This window comes from Maritalea mobilis (assembly GCF_019800885.1).
Taxonomy (GTDB): Bacteria; Pseudomonadota; Alphaproteobacteria; order Rhodobacterales; family Rhodobacteraceae; genus Roseibacterium; species Roseibacterium beibuensis.
On the sequence record NZ_JAHVKE010000001.1, the window covers coordinates 917,680 to 932,819 of the forward strand.

The following is a 15,140-nucleotide window of genomic DNA, read 5'->3' on the forward strand; positions in this document are numbered from 1 at the left end:
CGATGGGGGCGAAACGGCGTGGGGCGGTATGACCGCTATATCCTTGCGCAGCTTATGGTGCTGTTCGGCTTTTTCAGCCTCGTCCTCGTCTCCGTCTACTGGATCGAGGCGGCGATCGATTTGTTCGATGCGCTGATCGCGGACGGGCAGAACCTGTCGGTGTTCCTGGAATTCACCGCACTCAGCCTGCCCGAGATCATGTTGATGGTCCTGCCGGTATCCAGCTTCGTGGCGACGCTTTACGTCTTCAACCGGATGATCAACGAAAGCGAGTTGGTGGTGTTGCAGACCGCCGGCCTGTCGGCGGCAAGGTTGCTGCGCCCGGTGTTCCTGTTCGGGATGATGCTGACGATCCTCGTGCTGATCCTCGCCAATGTCCTCGCCCCGGCGGCACGCGGCCAATACAATGACCGCCGCGCCGAAGTGGGCGAGGATGTCACGGGCCGTTTCCTGCGCGAGGGGCAGTTCATCCACCCGGCGGACGGGCTGACCGTCTACATCCGCGAGATCACCGAGTTGGGCGAGTTTCGTGACCTGTTCCTGCAAGATGCGTCGGCCGATACGGTCGAGGTGACCTACACCGCCACCACCGCCCTTCTGGTGCGGTCCGAAACCGGACCGCGGCTTGTGATGTTCGACGGGATGGCGCAGTCGCTGGACCGTGAAACGGGGCGCCTCTCGACGGTGCAATTTGCCGATTTCACCTATGATATCGGTGCCCTGATCGCCGATGGCGGGACGCGGCGCCTTGATGCGCGGGAACTTTCGACGCTGACGCTGATCTTCGCCGATGAAACGCTGGCCGAGGCCCTGCGCGACCCGTTGGCCGATGTGCTCTACGAAGGGCATGACCGGATCGGGCGCGCGCTCTTCGTGATGTTTCCGCCCCTGATCGCCGCCGCGACGCTGATGCTGGGGCATTTCTCGCGCTTCGGGGTCTGGCGGCAGATCCTGATCGCGGTCGTTCTCATCGTGCCTTTGCAGGTGGTCTGGAACTGGTCCGAGGCGACGGCCACGCGCGATCCGTCGCTCTGGCCCTTGGCCTATTTGCAGGCCGGGCTTGCCGCGGCGATCACCTTGGCCTTGCTCGTGCTTGCGGGGCTAAGCCGACGGCGGCGCAGCGGTTTGATGCGCCACATCAGGGCGGTGCCGGCATGATCCTGCATCTCTATATCGCCCGTCGCTTCTTGCGTGCGCTCTTCATTGTCGTGGCGGTCTTCGTGGGCATCCTGATGCCCATCGACATTGCCGAACACCTGGGGCGCGTCGGGCCTGACAACGGACTGGGCGCGGTGTTCCAGCTTTCGCTGCTGAACCTGCCTGGCGCGCTTTATGCCTGGCTGCCCCTTTTCGTCATGATCGCAACGCTTTTCTTGTTCCTTGGGCTGGCGCGCACCTCGGAACTGGTTGTGGTGCGCGCGGCAGGTCGCTCGGCCCTTCGGTCTGCCGCCTCGCCGGTTGCGGTGGCCTTCCTGCTGGGCGTCGCGGCGCTTGCGGTGCTTAACCCGATCGTGGCGGCCACGACGCGGCAATACGATCTGAGCTTCGCCCGGATGCGCGGGCTGGAGGAGCGCACCCTCTCGGTCAGCGACGAAGGCTTGTGGCTGCGGCAGGGCACGCCCGACAGCCAGACGGTGATCCATGCCGACGCGACCAATTCGGACGGCACTCATCTGTTCGGCGCCACCTTTTACGGGTTCGACGCCAACGGCCTGCTGACCCAGCGGATCACCGCGCGCGAGGCGCTTCTCGAAGACGGCGCCTGGGACCTGACGGGGGTCACGCTCTGGCCCATCGCGGGCGCCGAGAACCCGCAGGCCGCCGCCGAGCGGTTTGAACGGCTCGTCCTGCCCTCGACGCTCACGGCCGAGCAGATTCGCGACAGTTTCGGCGCGCCCGAGACGGTGCCGATCTACGAGTTGCCCGGCTTCATCTCGCAGTTGAACGCCGCCGGGTTCGCCGCCGTTCAACATCGCATCTGGCTACAGATGCAATTGTCGAATCCGCTGATGCTATCGGCCATGGTTCTGATCGGCGCCGGCTTCACGATGCGGCATACGCGCTTCGGCAAGACGGGAATAATGGTCTTGGGTGCGGTTTTACTTGGATTCGGGGTGTTCTTTATCCGAGATTTCGCAGAAGTTCTTGGTGAGACCGGACAGCTGCCCGCCACGCTGGTCGCTTGGGCGCCCCCCGTGGCTGCCATTCTGCTGGCAGTGGGGCTGTTGTTGCATACGGAGGACGGATGACACGCCGCGCGCGTCATATCGTGACGACGGCCCTTGCCGCGGGGCTGATCGCGTTCGCCCCCTTGGACGGAACGCGCGCTCAAGGCGTGCCCGCAACCCTGATCGCCGATGACATCCAGTTCGACAGCGTGGGACAGGCCATTACCGCACGCGGCGGGGTCGAGGTGTTCTGGCAGGGCACCCGGCTGCGCGCCAGCGCCATCACGTACAGCCAGAGCGGTGACCAGATCACGGTCGAAGGTCCGATCACCCTGATCGACGGCACGGGCGATACGATTATCGTCGCGGATTTCGCCGACCTCTCGGCGGACCTGCAAAACGGCGTGCTGCAATCGGCACGGCTGGTGCTGGATCGGCAGTTGCAGATCGCGGCCACGCAGATCGACCGCACCGACGGGCGCTACACCCAGATGTACCAGGCCGTCGCGTCTTCTTGCGAAGTCTGTTTCGACAACCCGACCCCGCTGTGGGAAATCCGCGCCGAACGCGTGATCCATGACGCCGAGGAACAGCAGCTCTATTTCGAAGGCGCACAGTTCCGCGTGATCGGCGTGCCGGTCATGTACCTGCCGCAGATGCGTCTGCCGGATCCGTCGCTGAACCGGGCAACCGGCTTCCTCGCGCCCTCGATCCGGTCGGATGATGTGACCGGGACGCAATTGCAGGTGCCCTATTTCATCATGCTGGGCGACCATGCCGACCTGACGCTGACGCCATGGCTGGGCACCGGCGACAGCCAGACGGTGGAGTTGCGCTACCGGCATGCCTTCCGCAATGGCGGCATCAGCGCGACGGGCGCGATCACCGCCGACGACCTGACCGACGACGACCTGCGCGGTTTCGTGTTCGCCTATGGCCATTTCGACCTGCCGCGCGATCTTGAACTGGATTTCGCGCTCGAGGCCGTCACCGACGACGGCTACCTGACGACATACGATTTCGACGACCCCGACCTTCTGGAAAGCTTCCTGCGCATCAGCCGCGTCGATGCGGACAGCTATTTCGAAGCCGGTGGCACGCTCTACAATTCCCTGCGCGACGGCGTCGACAACGACGAGTTGACGACCCAAGTGGCCCAGGCCAGCTACACCCGCCGCTTTAGTCCGGACCTGATCGGCGGCATCGCCGAATTGAGCCTCGAAGCGATGAGTTATGCCCGCCCGTCTGACGAGATCGGCTATACCGTCCCACTCGATCCATCAACGCCGCCGCTTGGCACCGACGTTTCGCGCCTAACGGCGGGCATCGACTGGCAGCGCTCTCACGTCCTGCCCGCAGGCCTGTTGCTGACCTACGAGGCCGCGCTCTTCGCGGATCTTTACAGCGTGTCCGAAGATCCGGCGCTGAACGGCACCACGACGCGCGTGACGCCCTACGGTCAGATCGAACTACGCTGGCCGACCCAGAACGTGACAGCCAACGGCGTCAGCCACTTGTTGGAGCCGGTCGTTCAGCTGGCATGGTCACGCACGACAGGCGACAGCGTCCCCGTGGAAGACAGCGCCATCGTGGAATTCGACGAGGCGAATCTCTTTGCGCTGGACCGTTACCCCGGCTCCGACCGGCGCGAGGAAGGCACACGGGCCAATATCGGCCTCAACTACACCCGCACCGACCCGCTGGGATGGTCCGCTGGCATTACGGCGGGCCTCGTTCTGCGCGAAGAGGAAATCAACCCTTTCACCGCCGGGTCGGGCCTTGACGGGTTGCAGTCCGACTGGCTCTTCGCGGCCCATGTCGGCCTTGATGACCAGTGGCGCCTGATCAACCGCGCGATTTTCGACAGCGATTTCGACTTCACGTCGAACGAGATCGCCCTGACATGGACGAATGAGGACTACGATCTTGCCTCCAGCTATATCTGGCTTGAGGCCGATCAAGCCGAGGGGCGCGACGAGGACCTGTCCGAATGGGCGCTCGATGCCAGTTACCGGATCGACGATTTCTGGCAAGCCGGTGTCGATTGGCGCTACGATTTCGAGGAAGGTGAACCGACCCGCACCGGGTTGTCCATCGGCTACCAGAACGAATGCGTGGACGTCGAATTCACGATGTCACGCCGCTATACGACAGCCAGCGACCTGGAACCGGCCACGTCCTTCGGGCTGACCGTATCATTGAGCGGCTTTGGCGCAACGCGCGAGGGCCGCAGTCAGGCGCGCGCCTGCCGACAATGACGCATGGGTCATGAGGGGTTGCACAGCGCCCCCTTGCAGGGCCATGTGTCGAGGAACGAAACGCAAGACCGCCGGCGCGGCCCCGGGCCAGGCCTCCGGCCGATGCCGCACCGCAGACGAAGAGCAGACCGTATGACCCAGTTTCACCAGACACCGCGCTTCATGCCGATCCCCTTCCTTGCCCTTGTGACGGCGGGGTTGGCGATGCTTCTCGTGATGGCCCTGCCGGTCACGGCGCAAAGCCCGTTCTCGGCGGCGGCGCGTGTGAATGACGATATCGTCACCTATTATGAAATCCGGCAACGTCAGCAGTTCCTCGAAGTTCTCAACGCCCCCAACACCAGCGCCGACGAGGTGCTGGAAACCCTGATCGAAGAACGCCTGAAGCGGCAAGCGGGCGAGATGATGGGTCTGGTTGCGGACGCAGAACAGATCGAGGCCGGCGTCGAAGAATTCGCCGCCCGCGCCAATCTCGGCCCCGAGCAGTTCATCCGCGCACTGGCCGAGGAAGGCGTGGCGCCCGAGACCTTCCGGGATTTCGTCGCGAACGGGATCACCTGGCGCAATGTCGTCGGTGCGCGGTTTAGACGTCAGGCCGAGGTCGGCGAAGATGAAGTCGAGCGCGCCGTTGCCGCAGGGTTCGACACCGGCGGAATGCGCGTGCGACTGGCCGAGTTGATCGTGCCGATCACGGCGCAGAACCAGGCGAACCTCGTCAGCGAATTGAACCGGCTGCGCGCGCAGGTCCAGGGCTCGACCAGCCGCTTCTCGGAAGCCGCCAGCCGGTTTTCCGCCGCCTCCTCGCGCGAGAATGGCGGCCTGACCGATTGGCGCCCGCTGACGGCCCTTCCGCCGCAATTGCAACAGATGATGATGAGCATGTCCGTCGGGCAGGTGACCGAGCCGATCAACCTTGGCAACGCCGTGGCGTTGTTCCAATTGCGCGGCCTGAGCGAGCCGACCGTGGCCGCTCCCGAGGTGTCCTCCGTGGATTACCTGACCATCGCCATCCCCGGCGGGCGCACCGCCGAGGCGCTGGCCGAGGCACAGCGCCTCGGCGACCAGGTGGATACCTGCGACGATTTCTACGGCGTGCTGCCGGGCGGGTTCGAGCGCGTGACCCAAGCCGTGCGCGAGATCCCCAGCGACATCGCCGTGGCCTTGTCGCGCCTCGACGAGAACGAGTTCTCGACCGAGGTGACACGCGGAGAGGGCGCGGTTTTGTTGATGACCATGTTGTGCGAGCGCAATTACGACGTGCCGGACGCCGCCTATGAAGAGGTGCGTGCAGCCCTGTTCTCGCAGCGGCTGGAAGCCTTCGCATCCAGCTACCTGCAGGAATTGCGCGCGGACGCCATCATTTTCTACACCGAAGGCTGAGGCGCTGTCGGTGACACAGCCTGCCCCGATTGTCCTGACCCTGGGCGAACCCGCCGGCATCGGCCCCGAGATCGCCGCCGCGGCCTGGAGCCGCCTGTCCGGTCGGCTGCCCTTTTTCGTTCTGGGCGATCCGAAACACCTGGAAGGGCTCGGCGTGCCCATCGCGCCGATCCATGCCGCGGCTGAGGCGGACACGGCGATCTTCCATGGCCTGCCCGTCCTGCCTCATGCCTTTCCCGCCGCGCGTGAGCCCGGGCGGCCATCGGCGGAAAATGCCTCTGCGGTCATCGACGCGATCGCGCGGGCCGTCGACCTGGTGATGCGGGGCGAGGCCGGGGCGCTGACGACCGGGCCGATCCACAAGAAGGCCTTGCAGGACGGCGCCGGGTTCCGTTTCCCGGGCCACACGGAATACCTCGCCCATCTGGGCGGCGTCGACCGCGTGGTGATGATGCTGGCCGGGCCCGACCTGCGGGTGGTGCCGACAACCATCCATATCGCGCTGCACGACGTGCCGGCGGCCCTGACCCGTCCCTTGCTGATGGATACGATCCGCATCACCGACGCCGCGCTCAGGCACGATTTCGGGATCGAGACGCCGCGCCTGGCCATCGCCGGTCTGAACCCGCATGCGGGTGAAGGCGGGGCGATGGGCATGGAAGAGATCGAGTTGATCGGCCCGGTGATCGAGACCTTGAAAGCCGAGGGGCTGGCGCTGTCGGGGCCGCATTCCGCCGACACGCTGTTCCACGCCAAGGCCCGCGCCCGCTATGACGCGGCGATCTGCATGTATCACGACCAGGCGCTGATCCCGATCAAGACGCTGGCTTTCGACCAGGGGGTGAACGTGACCCTGGGGCTGCCCTTCATTCGCACCTCGCCCGATCATGGCACGGCGTTCGACATCGCGGGCCAGGGCATCGCCGACCCGGCCAGCCTGATCGCCGCGCTGGAGATGGCGGCCGAGATGGCCATCGCCCGCAGCGCGCGACGCTAGGGCCCGTCGAGGGACCGCGCCGTCAGGGGCATCGAGCCCCTTCCGGCGCAGACGCCTTCGGCATCTTGCATATTTGAAGGATAAAGATTCAGCAGGTTGGAGCCTGCGGGCAGATGCTTGCGCCGGGAACCGGCTTCTGCGCATCTGGGCGCATGAGCACCATCGACAATCTTCCCCCCTTGCGAGAGGTCATCGCGGCACACGGCCTGTCCGCGCGCAAATCGCTGGGGCAGAACTTCCTGCTGGACCTGAACCTGACGGCGCGGATCGCGCGGGTGGCGGGCGATTTGACAGGCGCCGACGTGCTGGAGGTCGGCCCCGGCCCCGGCGGGTTGACGCGCGGGCTATTGGCGGAAGGCGCGCGGCGCGTCGTGGCCGTGGAAAAGGACGCCCGCTGCCTGCCCGCACTGGCAGAGATCGCGGCAGCCTATCCGGGTCGGCTGGAGGTTCTGAACGCCGATGCGCTTGAGGTCGATTGGGCCGCGCATCTGACCCCGCCGGTGAAGGTGGTGGCAAACCTGCCTTACAATGTCGGGACAGAGTTGCTGGTGCGCTGGCTGACGCCGCCCGCCTGGCCGCCGCTCTGGACCTCGCTGACGCTGATGTTCCAGCGCGAGGTGGCCGAGCGGATCGTGGCGCAGCCTGGGTCGAAGGCTTACGGGCGGCTGGCGATCCTGTCACAATGGCGGACCGAGGCGAAGATCGCGCTGAGCCTGCCGCCCGAGGCCTTCACCCCGCCCCCCAAGGTCCGCTCGGCCGTGGTTCACCTGACCGCCCTGCCCGAGCCGCGCTTTCCAGCCGACCCGGACGTGTTGAGCCGGGTAGTCGCCGCGGCGTTCAACCAGCGGCGCAAGATGCTGCGCGCCAGCCTGAAAGGCGTGGCCCCGGATATCGAGGAGCGGTTGCGTGCCGCCGGGATCAAGCCCACGGACCGGGCCGAGCAGGTGCCCCTTGAGGGGTTCTGCGCCCTCGCCCGCGAGATTGCAAAAGGCTGAGACCAAAAAGGCCGCCCGTGAGGCGGCCTTTTCAATCCGGTCAGACGCTTGTGCTTATTCAGCGGCCTCTTGCGGCGGTTGATCGCCGCCCTCGGTGCCGCCGGCCTCGGCGGTCGGGGCGCTTTCCTTTGGCTTGCGGCGGCTGCGCGTGCGCTTGGGCTTGCTTTCGGGCGTTTCGACAAGGCCGGAGTCGTTGTCCGAATTGTCGATCACGGCGTCAAACGGCTTTTGCTGATCGCCCTCGCTCTTGGCTTCGGGTTTGGCTTCGGACTTGCTGTCCTGTTTGGGCTCGTCGCCCTCGGCCTGCTGATCGCCCTTGCGTTGATCGCCCTGGCCCTTTTGCTGGTTGCCGCCCTGCTGGTTTTGCTGCTGCTCGCGGCGCGCTTCCTGCTCGCGCTGCGCCTCGGCCAGCATCCGCAGGTAATGCTCGGCATGCTGCTGGAAATTTTCCGCCGCGACCCGGTCGTTGCTCAGCTGCGCATCGCGCGCGAGCTGGTTGTATTTGTCGATGATCTGCTGCGGGGTGCCACGCACCTTCCCCTCGGGGCCGGAGCTGTCAAAGACACGGTTGACGATGTTGCCGACCGAGCGGTTGCGGTTCCCTTTGGACCGCGAACGGTTCTTAGATGATCTCATGTTGGTTCTTTGATCCAGTTGTCCTGGGTTTGCAAAGGGACGAGGCCCATGCCCCGATCCGCTGGTGCGACGAACCGACGTGCAAGCACACAGGTCCGCGATTTCTGGCAAATGCGCCGGCGGCGGCCAAGGCCGCGTCGCCCGCTTGACTCGAGTAAGCACGCAAACCCGCGCGAAACAAGGCCAAAACGACGTTTTCGCCATATTTGGCCGTGAGAAGCGGCATTTTGCCCATCCGCGTGTCGGATCGGCACCGCTTGCCGCGTAACCCTAGGGCACTCGGGCCGAGGCCACGCGGTCCTTTCCGTTAATATCGGGGTGGAGACCACAATCCGCAAGCCCCGCCCCGGCCATCAGGTCCAGCAATGCAGGGCCCTGGTTTTCGCCGATCTCAAAGAGCAGGCGGGCGCCCTTGGCGGCATGCGCACCCAGGCCCGACAGGATCGCGCGATAGGCCGCGAGGCCGTCGCCGCCGGGCGTCAGCGCCATCTGCGGTTCATATCGGGTCACTTCGGGGGAGAGGCCCGCGTACTCCTGCGCGGTCACGTAGGGCGGGTTCGACAGCATGAGGTCGAAGGCGCCATCGACGCCTTCCCACCAATCGGCCTGCTGCAAGGTCAGGCGATCGACAACGCCGTGGGCCTCGGCGTTTCTTCGGGCCACCGCAAGGGCCTCGGGCGAGGCATCCGTGGCAAGCCCGGTCGCATCAGGACGCTCGGCCAAAAGCGTGACAACAATCGCGCCCGACCCGGTCCCGAGGTCGATCAGACGCGCGAAAGGGGCTGACAGGGCAACGTCGATCAGCGTTTCCGTATCGGGACGCGGGGTAAGCACGGCACGGCTGACGGCAAATTCGCGTCCATAAAAGTTCCAATGCCCGAGGATCTGGGCGAGCGGCTCGCGCGCGGCACGACGGTCGAGCATCGCCTCTGCCTGCGCTTCGACGGAGGCTGCAAGCGGGTCGCCCGCCTCGCTGAGAAGACGCGCAGCAGACCAGCCGGTTGCCGCACGCAGGATCAGGCGCGCATCACGCTGCGCCTCGGGCAGGCCGATCAACGGGGCCAAACGGGCGACCGCCATCCGCAGCCAGACTGCACCCGTCATCGTCATGGGGCCGGCCTGCGCCCGCCACCGTGGCGGACTCTTGCAAACGCGCGCCGGTGGTCAGCCCGGTTCGGCTCCGGGGGGCGGCGGCACGACGGGGCGCTGTACTGACCTGCCTTCACCCCTGCCCCTCCATCTCGGCCAGCATCTGCGCTTGCGCGTCGGCGGTCAGCGCGTCGATGACGTCATCGAGATCGCCGCCCATCACCTCGCCCAGCTTGTAGAGCGTCAGGTTGATCCGGTGATCGGTCACGCGGCCTTGCGGGAAATTGTATGTGCGGATGCGCTCGGACCGGTCGCCGGATCCGACCTGCGCCTTGCGGTCGGCGGAACGCTCCTCCTCGGCGCGGCGTCGTTCCAGGTCATAGAGCCGCGCCCGCAACACGCCCATCGCGATCTCGCGGTTGCGGTGCTGGGATTTCTCGGAACTCGTAACGACGATCCCGGTGGGAAGATGGGTGATGCGCACCGCCGAGTCGGTGGTGTTGACGTGCTGCCCCCCGGCCCCGGACGACCGCATGGTGTCGATGCGGATGTCCTGCGCGGGAATGTCGATCTCGACCGCCTCGGCCTCGGGCAGGACGGCAACGGTGGCGGCCGAGGTGTGGATACGTCCGCCCGACTCCGTTTCGGGCACACGCTGCACCCGGTGCACGCCGGATTCGTATTTCAACCGGGCAAAGACCCCCTCGCCCACGATCCGCGCCGTGACCTCCTTGATGCCGCCCAGCTCGGTCTCCTGCAAATCCACGATCTCGACCGTCCAGCCGCGCGCCTCGGCATACCGGGTGTACATGCGCAGCAGATCGCCCGCGAAAAGCGCGGCCTCCTCCCCGCCGGTGCCAGGCCGGATTTCCAGCATCGCGGGGCGGGCATCGGCGGCATCCTTGGGCAGAAGCGCGAGGCGCAGCGCATGTTCGGCGCGGGGCAGCTCTTCGCGGATGCGGGCGATTTCCTCCTCGGCGAGGTCGCGCATCTCGGGATCGGCCAGCATCGCCTCGGCCTCCTCCATGCCGTTGCGCAAGGCATCATGGGCGGCAATCTGCGCCACGACCGGCTTCAGCTCGCTGTATTCGCGGCTGATTTCGGCGATCCTGTCCGGGTCGGGCCCGGCATTGAGCTGCGCTTCGAGATACTCGAACCGGTCGGTGATCTGGCGCAGGCGATCGAGTGGGAGATTGGCGGGCTGCATGGATGTGGAAGTGCCGTGCAGCGCCCGCGCGGTCAAGAGCGCTTGACGCGGCGCAACGCGCGGTCAGGGGGCCAGAGGCTCGGTCCAGCGGGTCACGCGCGCCCGGTTCGCGCCAAGGTCGGAGGTTCCGAAGCGTGAGCGTGAAAAGATCTCGACCCGGGTTGCATCGCCCTCCGGCACCAACCGGATCGACACCGCGTCGGGAAAGCCCATCAGGGGTGTGCGCACGACGTAGGTGGCATGGCCCTCGGCCAAGTCGCCCGCGATCAGCGTCGCGTTATCGGCCGCGGCAACCTGTTCGAGGATCGCGGCCGTCTCGGACAGCGAGCCGCCGTTGCGCGGCGCGTCGTCCCCGACCAACAGCACGTAATTCGGCGTCGAGGGCGGCGTCACCTCGGACGGCTCGACGTGCCAATCCTCCGCCGGCATGGAGACCTGGCGAAAATAGATCGCTCCAGCAACGATGGCGATAAGGATGAGAGCGGCGATGATCAACAGGATACGCATGGAACCTCAGGTGGGGTGCGGGAAGCGACGGTCAAGGGATGGTGTCTTTGGTGCGGGGCGCATCGGTTACAAAAGCGCTGCGGTGGCACGCGCGATGACGCGCTCCTCATCGGTCGGTAGAACAAGAATGGGCACCGGCCCCGACTCGATCCGTGTGGCGTTGGCGGCATTGGCCTTGGCATCGACCGCCAGCCCGAGAAAGCCGAGTTTCTCAAGCGCGCGCGCCCGGATCGGCGCCGCATGCTCCCCGATCCCGCCGGTGAAGACCAGCGCATCCAGACCGCCGAGCGACGCCGCCAGCGCCCCGATCTCGCGCGCCAGTCGCGACGTGAAATAGGCAACCGCCTGTTCGGCGCGTGGATCGGTCGAGCCCAGCAGGGTGCGCATGTCGTGGCTGATCCCCGACAGGCCTTTCAATCCGCTTTCCTTGTAAAGGAGCTTGGTCAGCGCGGCGGCATCGTATCCCGCATCGACGAGGTAGATCAGCACACCGGGGTCGATCTGGCCCGAGCGGGTCCCCATGGGCATCCCGTCAAGCGCGGAGAAACCCATGGTCGAGTCGACCGAAACGCCTTTTTTCGTGGCGCAAAGCGAAGATCCATTTCCTAAATGTGCAATAATTACATTGCCCTGCGAGATGCTACTAAAGTCCTGCTTGAGCTTAGAGGTGATGAAATCGTAGCTGAGCCCGTGAAACCCGTAGCGGCGCACCCCTTCGTCATGGAAGCGCCGGGGCAGCGCGAAGGTGTCGTTCACCCAAGGATGGCCACGATGGAACGCCGTATCGAAACAGGCGATCTGCGGCGCGCCGGGAAAGGCCGCGCGGGCGGCGGAGATCCCGGCAAGGTTGTGCGGCTGGTGCAGCGGGGCCAGCGGCGACAGCGTCTTGAGATAGGCGATCAGGTCGTCGTCCAGGTGCCGCGGGCCGTCGAGATAGGGTCCGCCATGGACCAAGCGATGCCCGATGCCGGCGATCTCGTCCCCGGCCAGCAAGGGTTTGAGCGCGGCGATGATGGCCGTAAGCGCAGCCTGGTGATCCGGCGCGGCGACCGCCGCGCGGGTTTCCCCCTCGCCCGCGTCCAGAACGAGCGCCGCATCTGGACCGATCCCGTCGACCTGCCCCCGCGCCTCTTCCACCGGGTCGTCGCCCTCCCGGTAGAGGCCGAACTTGATGGAACTGGACCCGGCATTGAGCGTCAGGATCGCCCGGCTCATGCCGCATCCCCGGCCTGCGCATGGGCATAAAGCGCCGCCACCGCGCAGGATGCCAGCCGCGCACGGTCGTCATCGGCCCGGCTGGTCAGGATCACCGGAACCTGCGCCCCCATCACGATCCCCGCGGCCTCGGCATGGGCGAGGAAGGTCAACTCCTTCGCGATCATGTTGCCGGATTCGAGGTTCGGCGCGACGAGGATATCGGCCCGCCCGGCGACAAGGCCCGTCAGCCCCTTGGTCCGCGCGGCGCCCAGATCGACGGCATTGTCCATGGCCAGCGGCCCGTCCACTAGGCCGCCGGTGATCTGGCCCCGGTCCGCCATCTTCGACAGGACCGCCGCGTCGATGGTGGACGGGATGGAGGGTGTCACGGTCTCCACCGCCGACAAGATGCCGACCTTCGGCGTCTCAACCCCGAGCGAACGCGCAAGGTCGATCGCGTTCTGGACGATGGAGACCTTGCAATCGAGGTCGGGCGCGATGTTGATCGCCGCGTCGGTGACGAAAAGGAAATGGTCAAGGCCGGGCACATCCATCACGAAGACGTGGGACAGGCGCCGATTGGTGCGAAGCCCACCCTCTTTCTTGAGGATGGCATGGAGCAACTGATCGGTGTGCAGATGCCCCTTCATCACCGCGCGTGCGCGCCCCTCATGCACGAGCGCGACGGACCGCAGCGCAGCGGCACGGTGATCCGGGATGTCGATGATCTCGACCCCGGCAATGCTGACCCCGGCCTCTTCCGCGGCGGCCTCGATCTTGGGGCGCGCGCCCACGAAAATGGGCGCGATCAGCGTGTGCTCGGCCCCGAGGATCGCACCGGCGACGGCATCCGGCGATTCCGGGCACACGACCACAGTGCTCACGGGCGGCAGCGGCTCGGCACGGGCCAGCAAACGGTCGAAATTGGCGTGACGCTGCACGGTCAGGCCCGGCACATCGGCCCCGTCAAAGCTTTGGGCGTGATCCGGGGCGATAACCCGGGCCTCGCCCTTGGCGACCGCGCCCGAAGGCCCTTCGACCAGCGTGCTCAGGCGCACGACCCCGCCTTCGAGTTTCTCGGCCACCCGCACGGTCACGGTCAGTTCTTCGCCGGCATGCGCGCGGCCGCAGAACTCCGTATCCTGGTGCAAGTACAGCGTCCCCGGCCCCGGCAACTGGTTGCCAAGCACGCCCGAAATCAGCGCTGCAATCCACGCCGAGGGGGCCACGGCCTCGGGCTTGCCATCGCCATCGCCGTCTTCCTTGGGCAGGTGCATCGGGTTCAGGTTGCCGCTGGCATGGGCGAAGACATAGAGGTCATCGGCACGGACGAGCCGCTTGATCTGCGCCTCCATTCCGATCTCCAGCTGGTCGTAGGGAATGGCGTTGAAAATGGTCATCGGCGTCTTTCGTGATGTGGTCCGGTCGGGCGGCAGATTAGGTGCCCATCGTAACACGTCCTTGATATGGGTCAGGTTTTTCCCGCGCGTGGGGGGCAGAAAATTCTGGAATTTTCTGCGGCCTGGGGTAAGCGCCGCTCCGTCGCCAATCTCGGCGGCGCCTTTGGCTGCACGCGGATGCCTCCGGCGGGCATATTTGCAGGATAAAGATGCAGCCGGCCTCACCTTTGCGGTCGGGTTGGGAAAAGACACCGATGCCGGGGGCTTCGGTCCGCAAACGTCTTGCACCCGGACGGCAGCCGCGCAAGGGTCGCCCGAAAACGAGGATGCAAACATGACCCGCAAGATCATCATCGACACCGACCCCGGACAGGACGACGCGGTGGCCATTCTTCTGGCGCTGGCCAGCCCCGAAGAGGTCGATGTCCTGGGCATCACCGCCGTCGCGGGAAACGTGCCGCTGGAGCTGACCGCAAAGAACGTGCGGATCGTCTGCGAACTGGCCGGCAAACGCGACGTCAAGGTCTTCGCGGGCTGCGATCGGCCCCTGGGGCGCGACCTTGTTACGGCGGAATATATCCACGGCAAGACCGGTCTCGATGGCCCGGTTCTGCCGGACCCGACCATGACGCTGCAGGACGGTCACGCGGTCGATTTCATCATCGAGACCTTGCGCACCGAGCCTGAAGGAAGCGTCACGCTCTGCCCCCTCGGGCCACTGACGAACATCGCGACCGCCTTTCAGAAAGCGCCCGACATCATGCCGCGCGTGGCCGAGATCGTGCTGATGGGCGGCGCCTATTTCGAGGTGGGCAACGTCACGCCGGCTGCCGAGTTCAACATTTACGTCGACCCTGAAGCCGCTGAGATCGTGTTCAAATCCGGCGCGCCAATCACGGTCATGCCGCTCGACGTGACGCACAAGGCGCTGACCACGCGCGCCCGGATCGAGGCGTTCCGCGACCTCGATACGGATGTCGGCCGGGCCGTGGCGGAATGGACCGACTTCTTCGAGCGGTTCGACATGGAGAAATACGGCTCGGAAGGCGGGCCGCTGCACGACCCCTGCGTGATCGCCTACCTGATCAAGCCGACCCTCTTCTCGGGGCGGCACGTGAATGTCGAGATCGAGACCGCCTCCGAGCTGACGCGCGGGATGACGGTGGCCGATTGGTGGGGTGTCACGGATCGCCCGAAGAACGCGATGTTCATGGGGGATGTGGATGCGGATGGGTTCTTCGACCTGCTGACCGGACGTCTGGCGCGGCTCTGACGGGGTGGCGGCGCGGGCCCGGCGCACCTAGGT

At 66.0% G+C, this 15,140-nt stretch carries 13 protein-coding genes; 7 read left to right on the forward strand and 6 right to left on the reverse strand.

What is annotated here, in order from left to right:
* Positions 1-18 precede the first annotated feature (18 nt).
* The 6 genes from lptF to rsmA all read left to right on the forward strand — a co-directional run bounded on the left by lptF (position 19) and on the right by rsmA (position 7,798).
* Positions 19-1,158 (forward strand): LPS export ABC transporter permease LptF, encoded by a 1,140-nt coding sequence (lptF, locus tag KUV65_RS04420; protein ID WP_222187892.1) that lies wholly within the window; start codon positions 19-21, stop codon positions 1,156-1,158.
* On the forward strand, positions 1,155-2,249 hold the full coding sequence (gene lptG, locus KUV65_RS04425; protein ID WP_222187894.1) for an LPS export ABC transporter permease LptG: 1,095 nt from the start codon (positions 1,155-1,157) through the stop codon (positions 2,247-2,249). Before lptF ends, lptG begins: the two co-directional genes overlap by 4 nt.
* Positions 2,246-4,426, forward strand: coding sequence for an LPS-assembly protein LptD (locus KUV65_RS04430; RefSeq protein ID WP_222187906.1), 2,181 nt, complete (start codon positions 2,246-2,248; stop codon positions 4,424-4,426). Before lptG ends, KUV65_RS04430 begins: the two co-directional genes overlap by 4 nt.
* A 132-nt stretch (positions 4,427-4,558) precedes the next feature.
* Complete coding sequence (locus tag KUV65_RS04435) at positions 4,559-5,806, forward strand: peptidylprolyl isomerase (protein WP_222187908.1); 1,248 nt, start codon at positions 4,559-4,561, stop codon at positions 5,804-5,806.
* A 4-nt stretch (positions 5,807-5,810) separates the two neighbouring features.
* On the forward strand, positions 5,811-6,803 hold the full coding sequence (gene pdxA / locus KUV65_RS04440) for a 4-hydroxythreonine-4-phosphate dehydrogenase PdxA (RefSeq protein WP_261331667.1): 993 nt from the start codon (positions 5,811-5,813) through the stop codon (positions 6,801-6,803).
* A 152-nt stretch (positions 6,804-6,955) separates the two neighbouring features.
* Positions 6,956-7,798, forward strand: coding sequence for a 16S rRNA (adenine(1518)-N(6)/adenine(1519)-N(6))-dimethyltransferase RsmA (rsmA, locus tag KUV65_RS04445; RefSeq protein ID WP_222187912.1), 843 nt, complete (start codon positions 6,956-6,958; stop codon positions 7,796-7,798).
* 54 nt (positions 7,799-7,852) lie between these two features.
* Here the strand turns inward: rsmA and KUV65_RS04450 are convergent, their stop codons facing one another.
* The 6 genes from KUV65_RS04450 to KUV65_RS04475 form a co-directional block, all read right to left on the reverse strand.
* Positions 7,853-8,434: a DUF4167 domain-containing protein gene (locus KUV65_RS04450; RefSeq protein ID WP_222187913.1), complete on the reverse strand. Its 582-nt coding sequence runs from the start codon at positions 8,432-8,434 to the stop codon at positions 7,853-7,855.
* A 270-nt stretch (positions 8,435-8,704) separates the two neighbouring features.
* On the reverse strand, positions 8,705-9,544 hold the full coding sequence (gene prmC, locus KUV65_RS04455; RefSeq protein ID WP_222187914.1) for a peptide chain release factor N(5)-glutamine methyltransferase: 840 nt from the start codon (positions 9,542-9,544) through the stop codon (positions 8,705-8,707).
* A 112-nt stretch (positions 9,545-9,656) separates the two neighbouring features.
* Positions 9,657-10,730, reverse strand: coding sequence for a peptide chain release factor 1 (gene prfA / locus KUV65_RS04460; protein ID WP_222187915.1), 1,074 nt, complete (start codon positions 10,728-10,730; stop codon positions 9,657-9,659).
* Positions 10,731-10,793: 63 nt separating this feature from the next.
* Complete coding sequence (locus KUV65_RS04465; RefSeq protein WP_222187916.1) at positions 10,794-11,237, reverse strand: DUF1499 domain-containing protein; 444 nt, start codon at positions 11,235-11,237, stop codon at positions 10,794-10,796.
* A gap of 66 nt (positions 11,238-11,303) precedes the next feature.
* Positions 11,304-12,452, reverse strand: a complete 1,149-nt coding sequence (locus KUV65_RS04470; protein ID WP_222187917.1) for an acetate/propionate family kinase — start codon at positions 12,450-12,452, stop codon at positions 11,304-11,306.
* On the reverse strand, positions 12,449-13,834 hold the full coding sequence (locus tag KUV65_RS04475) for a bifunctional enoyl-CoA hydratase/phosphate acetyltransferase (protein ID WP_222187918.1): 1,386 nt from the start codon (positions 13,832-13,834) through the stop codon (positions 12,449-12,451). Before KUV65_RS04475 ends, KUV65_RS04470 begins: the two co-directional genes overlap by 4 nt.
* Positions 13,835-14,168: 334 nt before the next feature.
* Between KUV65_RS04475 and KUV65_RS04480 the strand changes: the two genes are divergently transcribed.
* Positions 14,169-15,107 (forward strand): nucleoside hydrolase, encoded by a 939-nt coding sequence (locus KUV65_RS04480; RefSeq protein WP_222187919.1) that lies wholly within the window; start codon positions 14,169-14,171, stop codon positions 15,105-15,107.
* The last annotated feature ends 33 nt before the right edge of the window (positions 15,108-15,140 follow it).

Coding starts and splice junctions, on each gene's coding strand:
- lptG (WP_222187894.1), top strand. CDS start 1,155: ATGATCCTGCATCTCTATATCGCCCGTCGCTTCTTGCGTGCGCTCTTC.
- KUV65_RS04430 (WP_222187906.1), top strand. CDS start 2,246: ATGACACGCCGCGCGCGTCATATCGTGACGACGGCCCTTGCCGCGGGG.
- KUV65_RS04435 (WP_222187908.1), top strand. CDS start 4,559: ATGACCCAGTTTCACCAGACACCGCGCTTCATGCCGATCCCCTTCCTT.
- rsmA (WP_222187912.1), top strand. CDS start 6,956: ATGAGCACCATCGACAATCTTCCCCCCTTGCGAGAGGTCATCGCGGCA.
- KUV65_RS04450 (WP_222187913.1), bottom strand. CDS start 8,434: ATGAGATCATCTAAGAACCGTTCGCGGTCCAAAGGGAACCGCAACCGC.
- prmC (WP_222187914.1), bottom strand. CDS start 9,544: ATGACGATGACGGGTGCAGTCTGGCTGCGGATGGCGGTCGCCCGTTTG.
- prfA (WP_222187915.1), bottom strand. CDS start 10,730: ATGCAGCCCGCCAATCTCCCACTCGATCGCCTGCGCCAGATCACCGAC.
- KUV65_RS04465 (WP_222187916.1), bottom strand. CDS start 11,237: ATGCGTATCCTGTTGATCATCGCCGCTCTCATCCTTATCGCCATCGTT.
- KUV65_RS04470 (WP_222187917.1), bottom strand. CDS start 12,452: ATGAGCCGGGCGATCCTGACGCTCAATGCCGGGTCCAGTTCCATCAAG.
- KUV65_RS04475 (WP_222187918.1), bottom strand. CDS start 13,834: ATGACCATTTTCAACGCCATTCCCTACGACCAGCTGGAGATCGGAATG.
- KUV65_RS04480 (WP_222187919.1), top strand. CDS start 14,169: ATGACCCGCAAGATCATCATCGACACCGACCCCGGACAGGACGACGCG.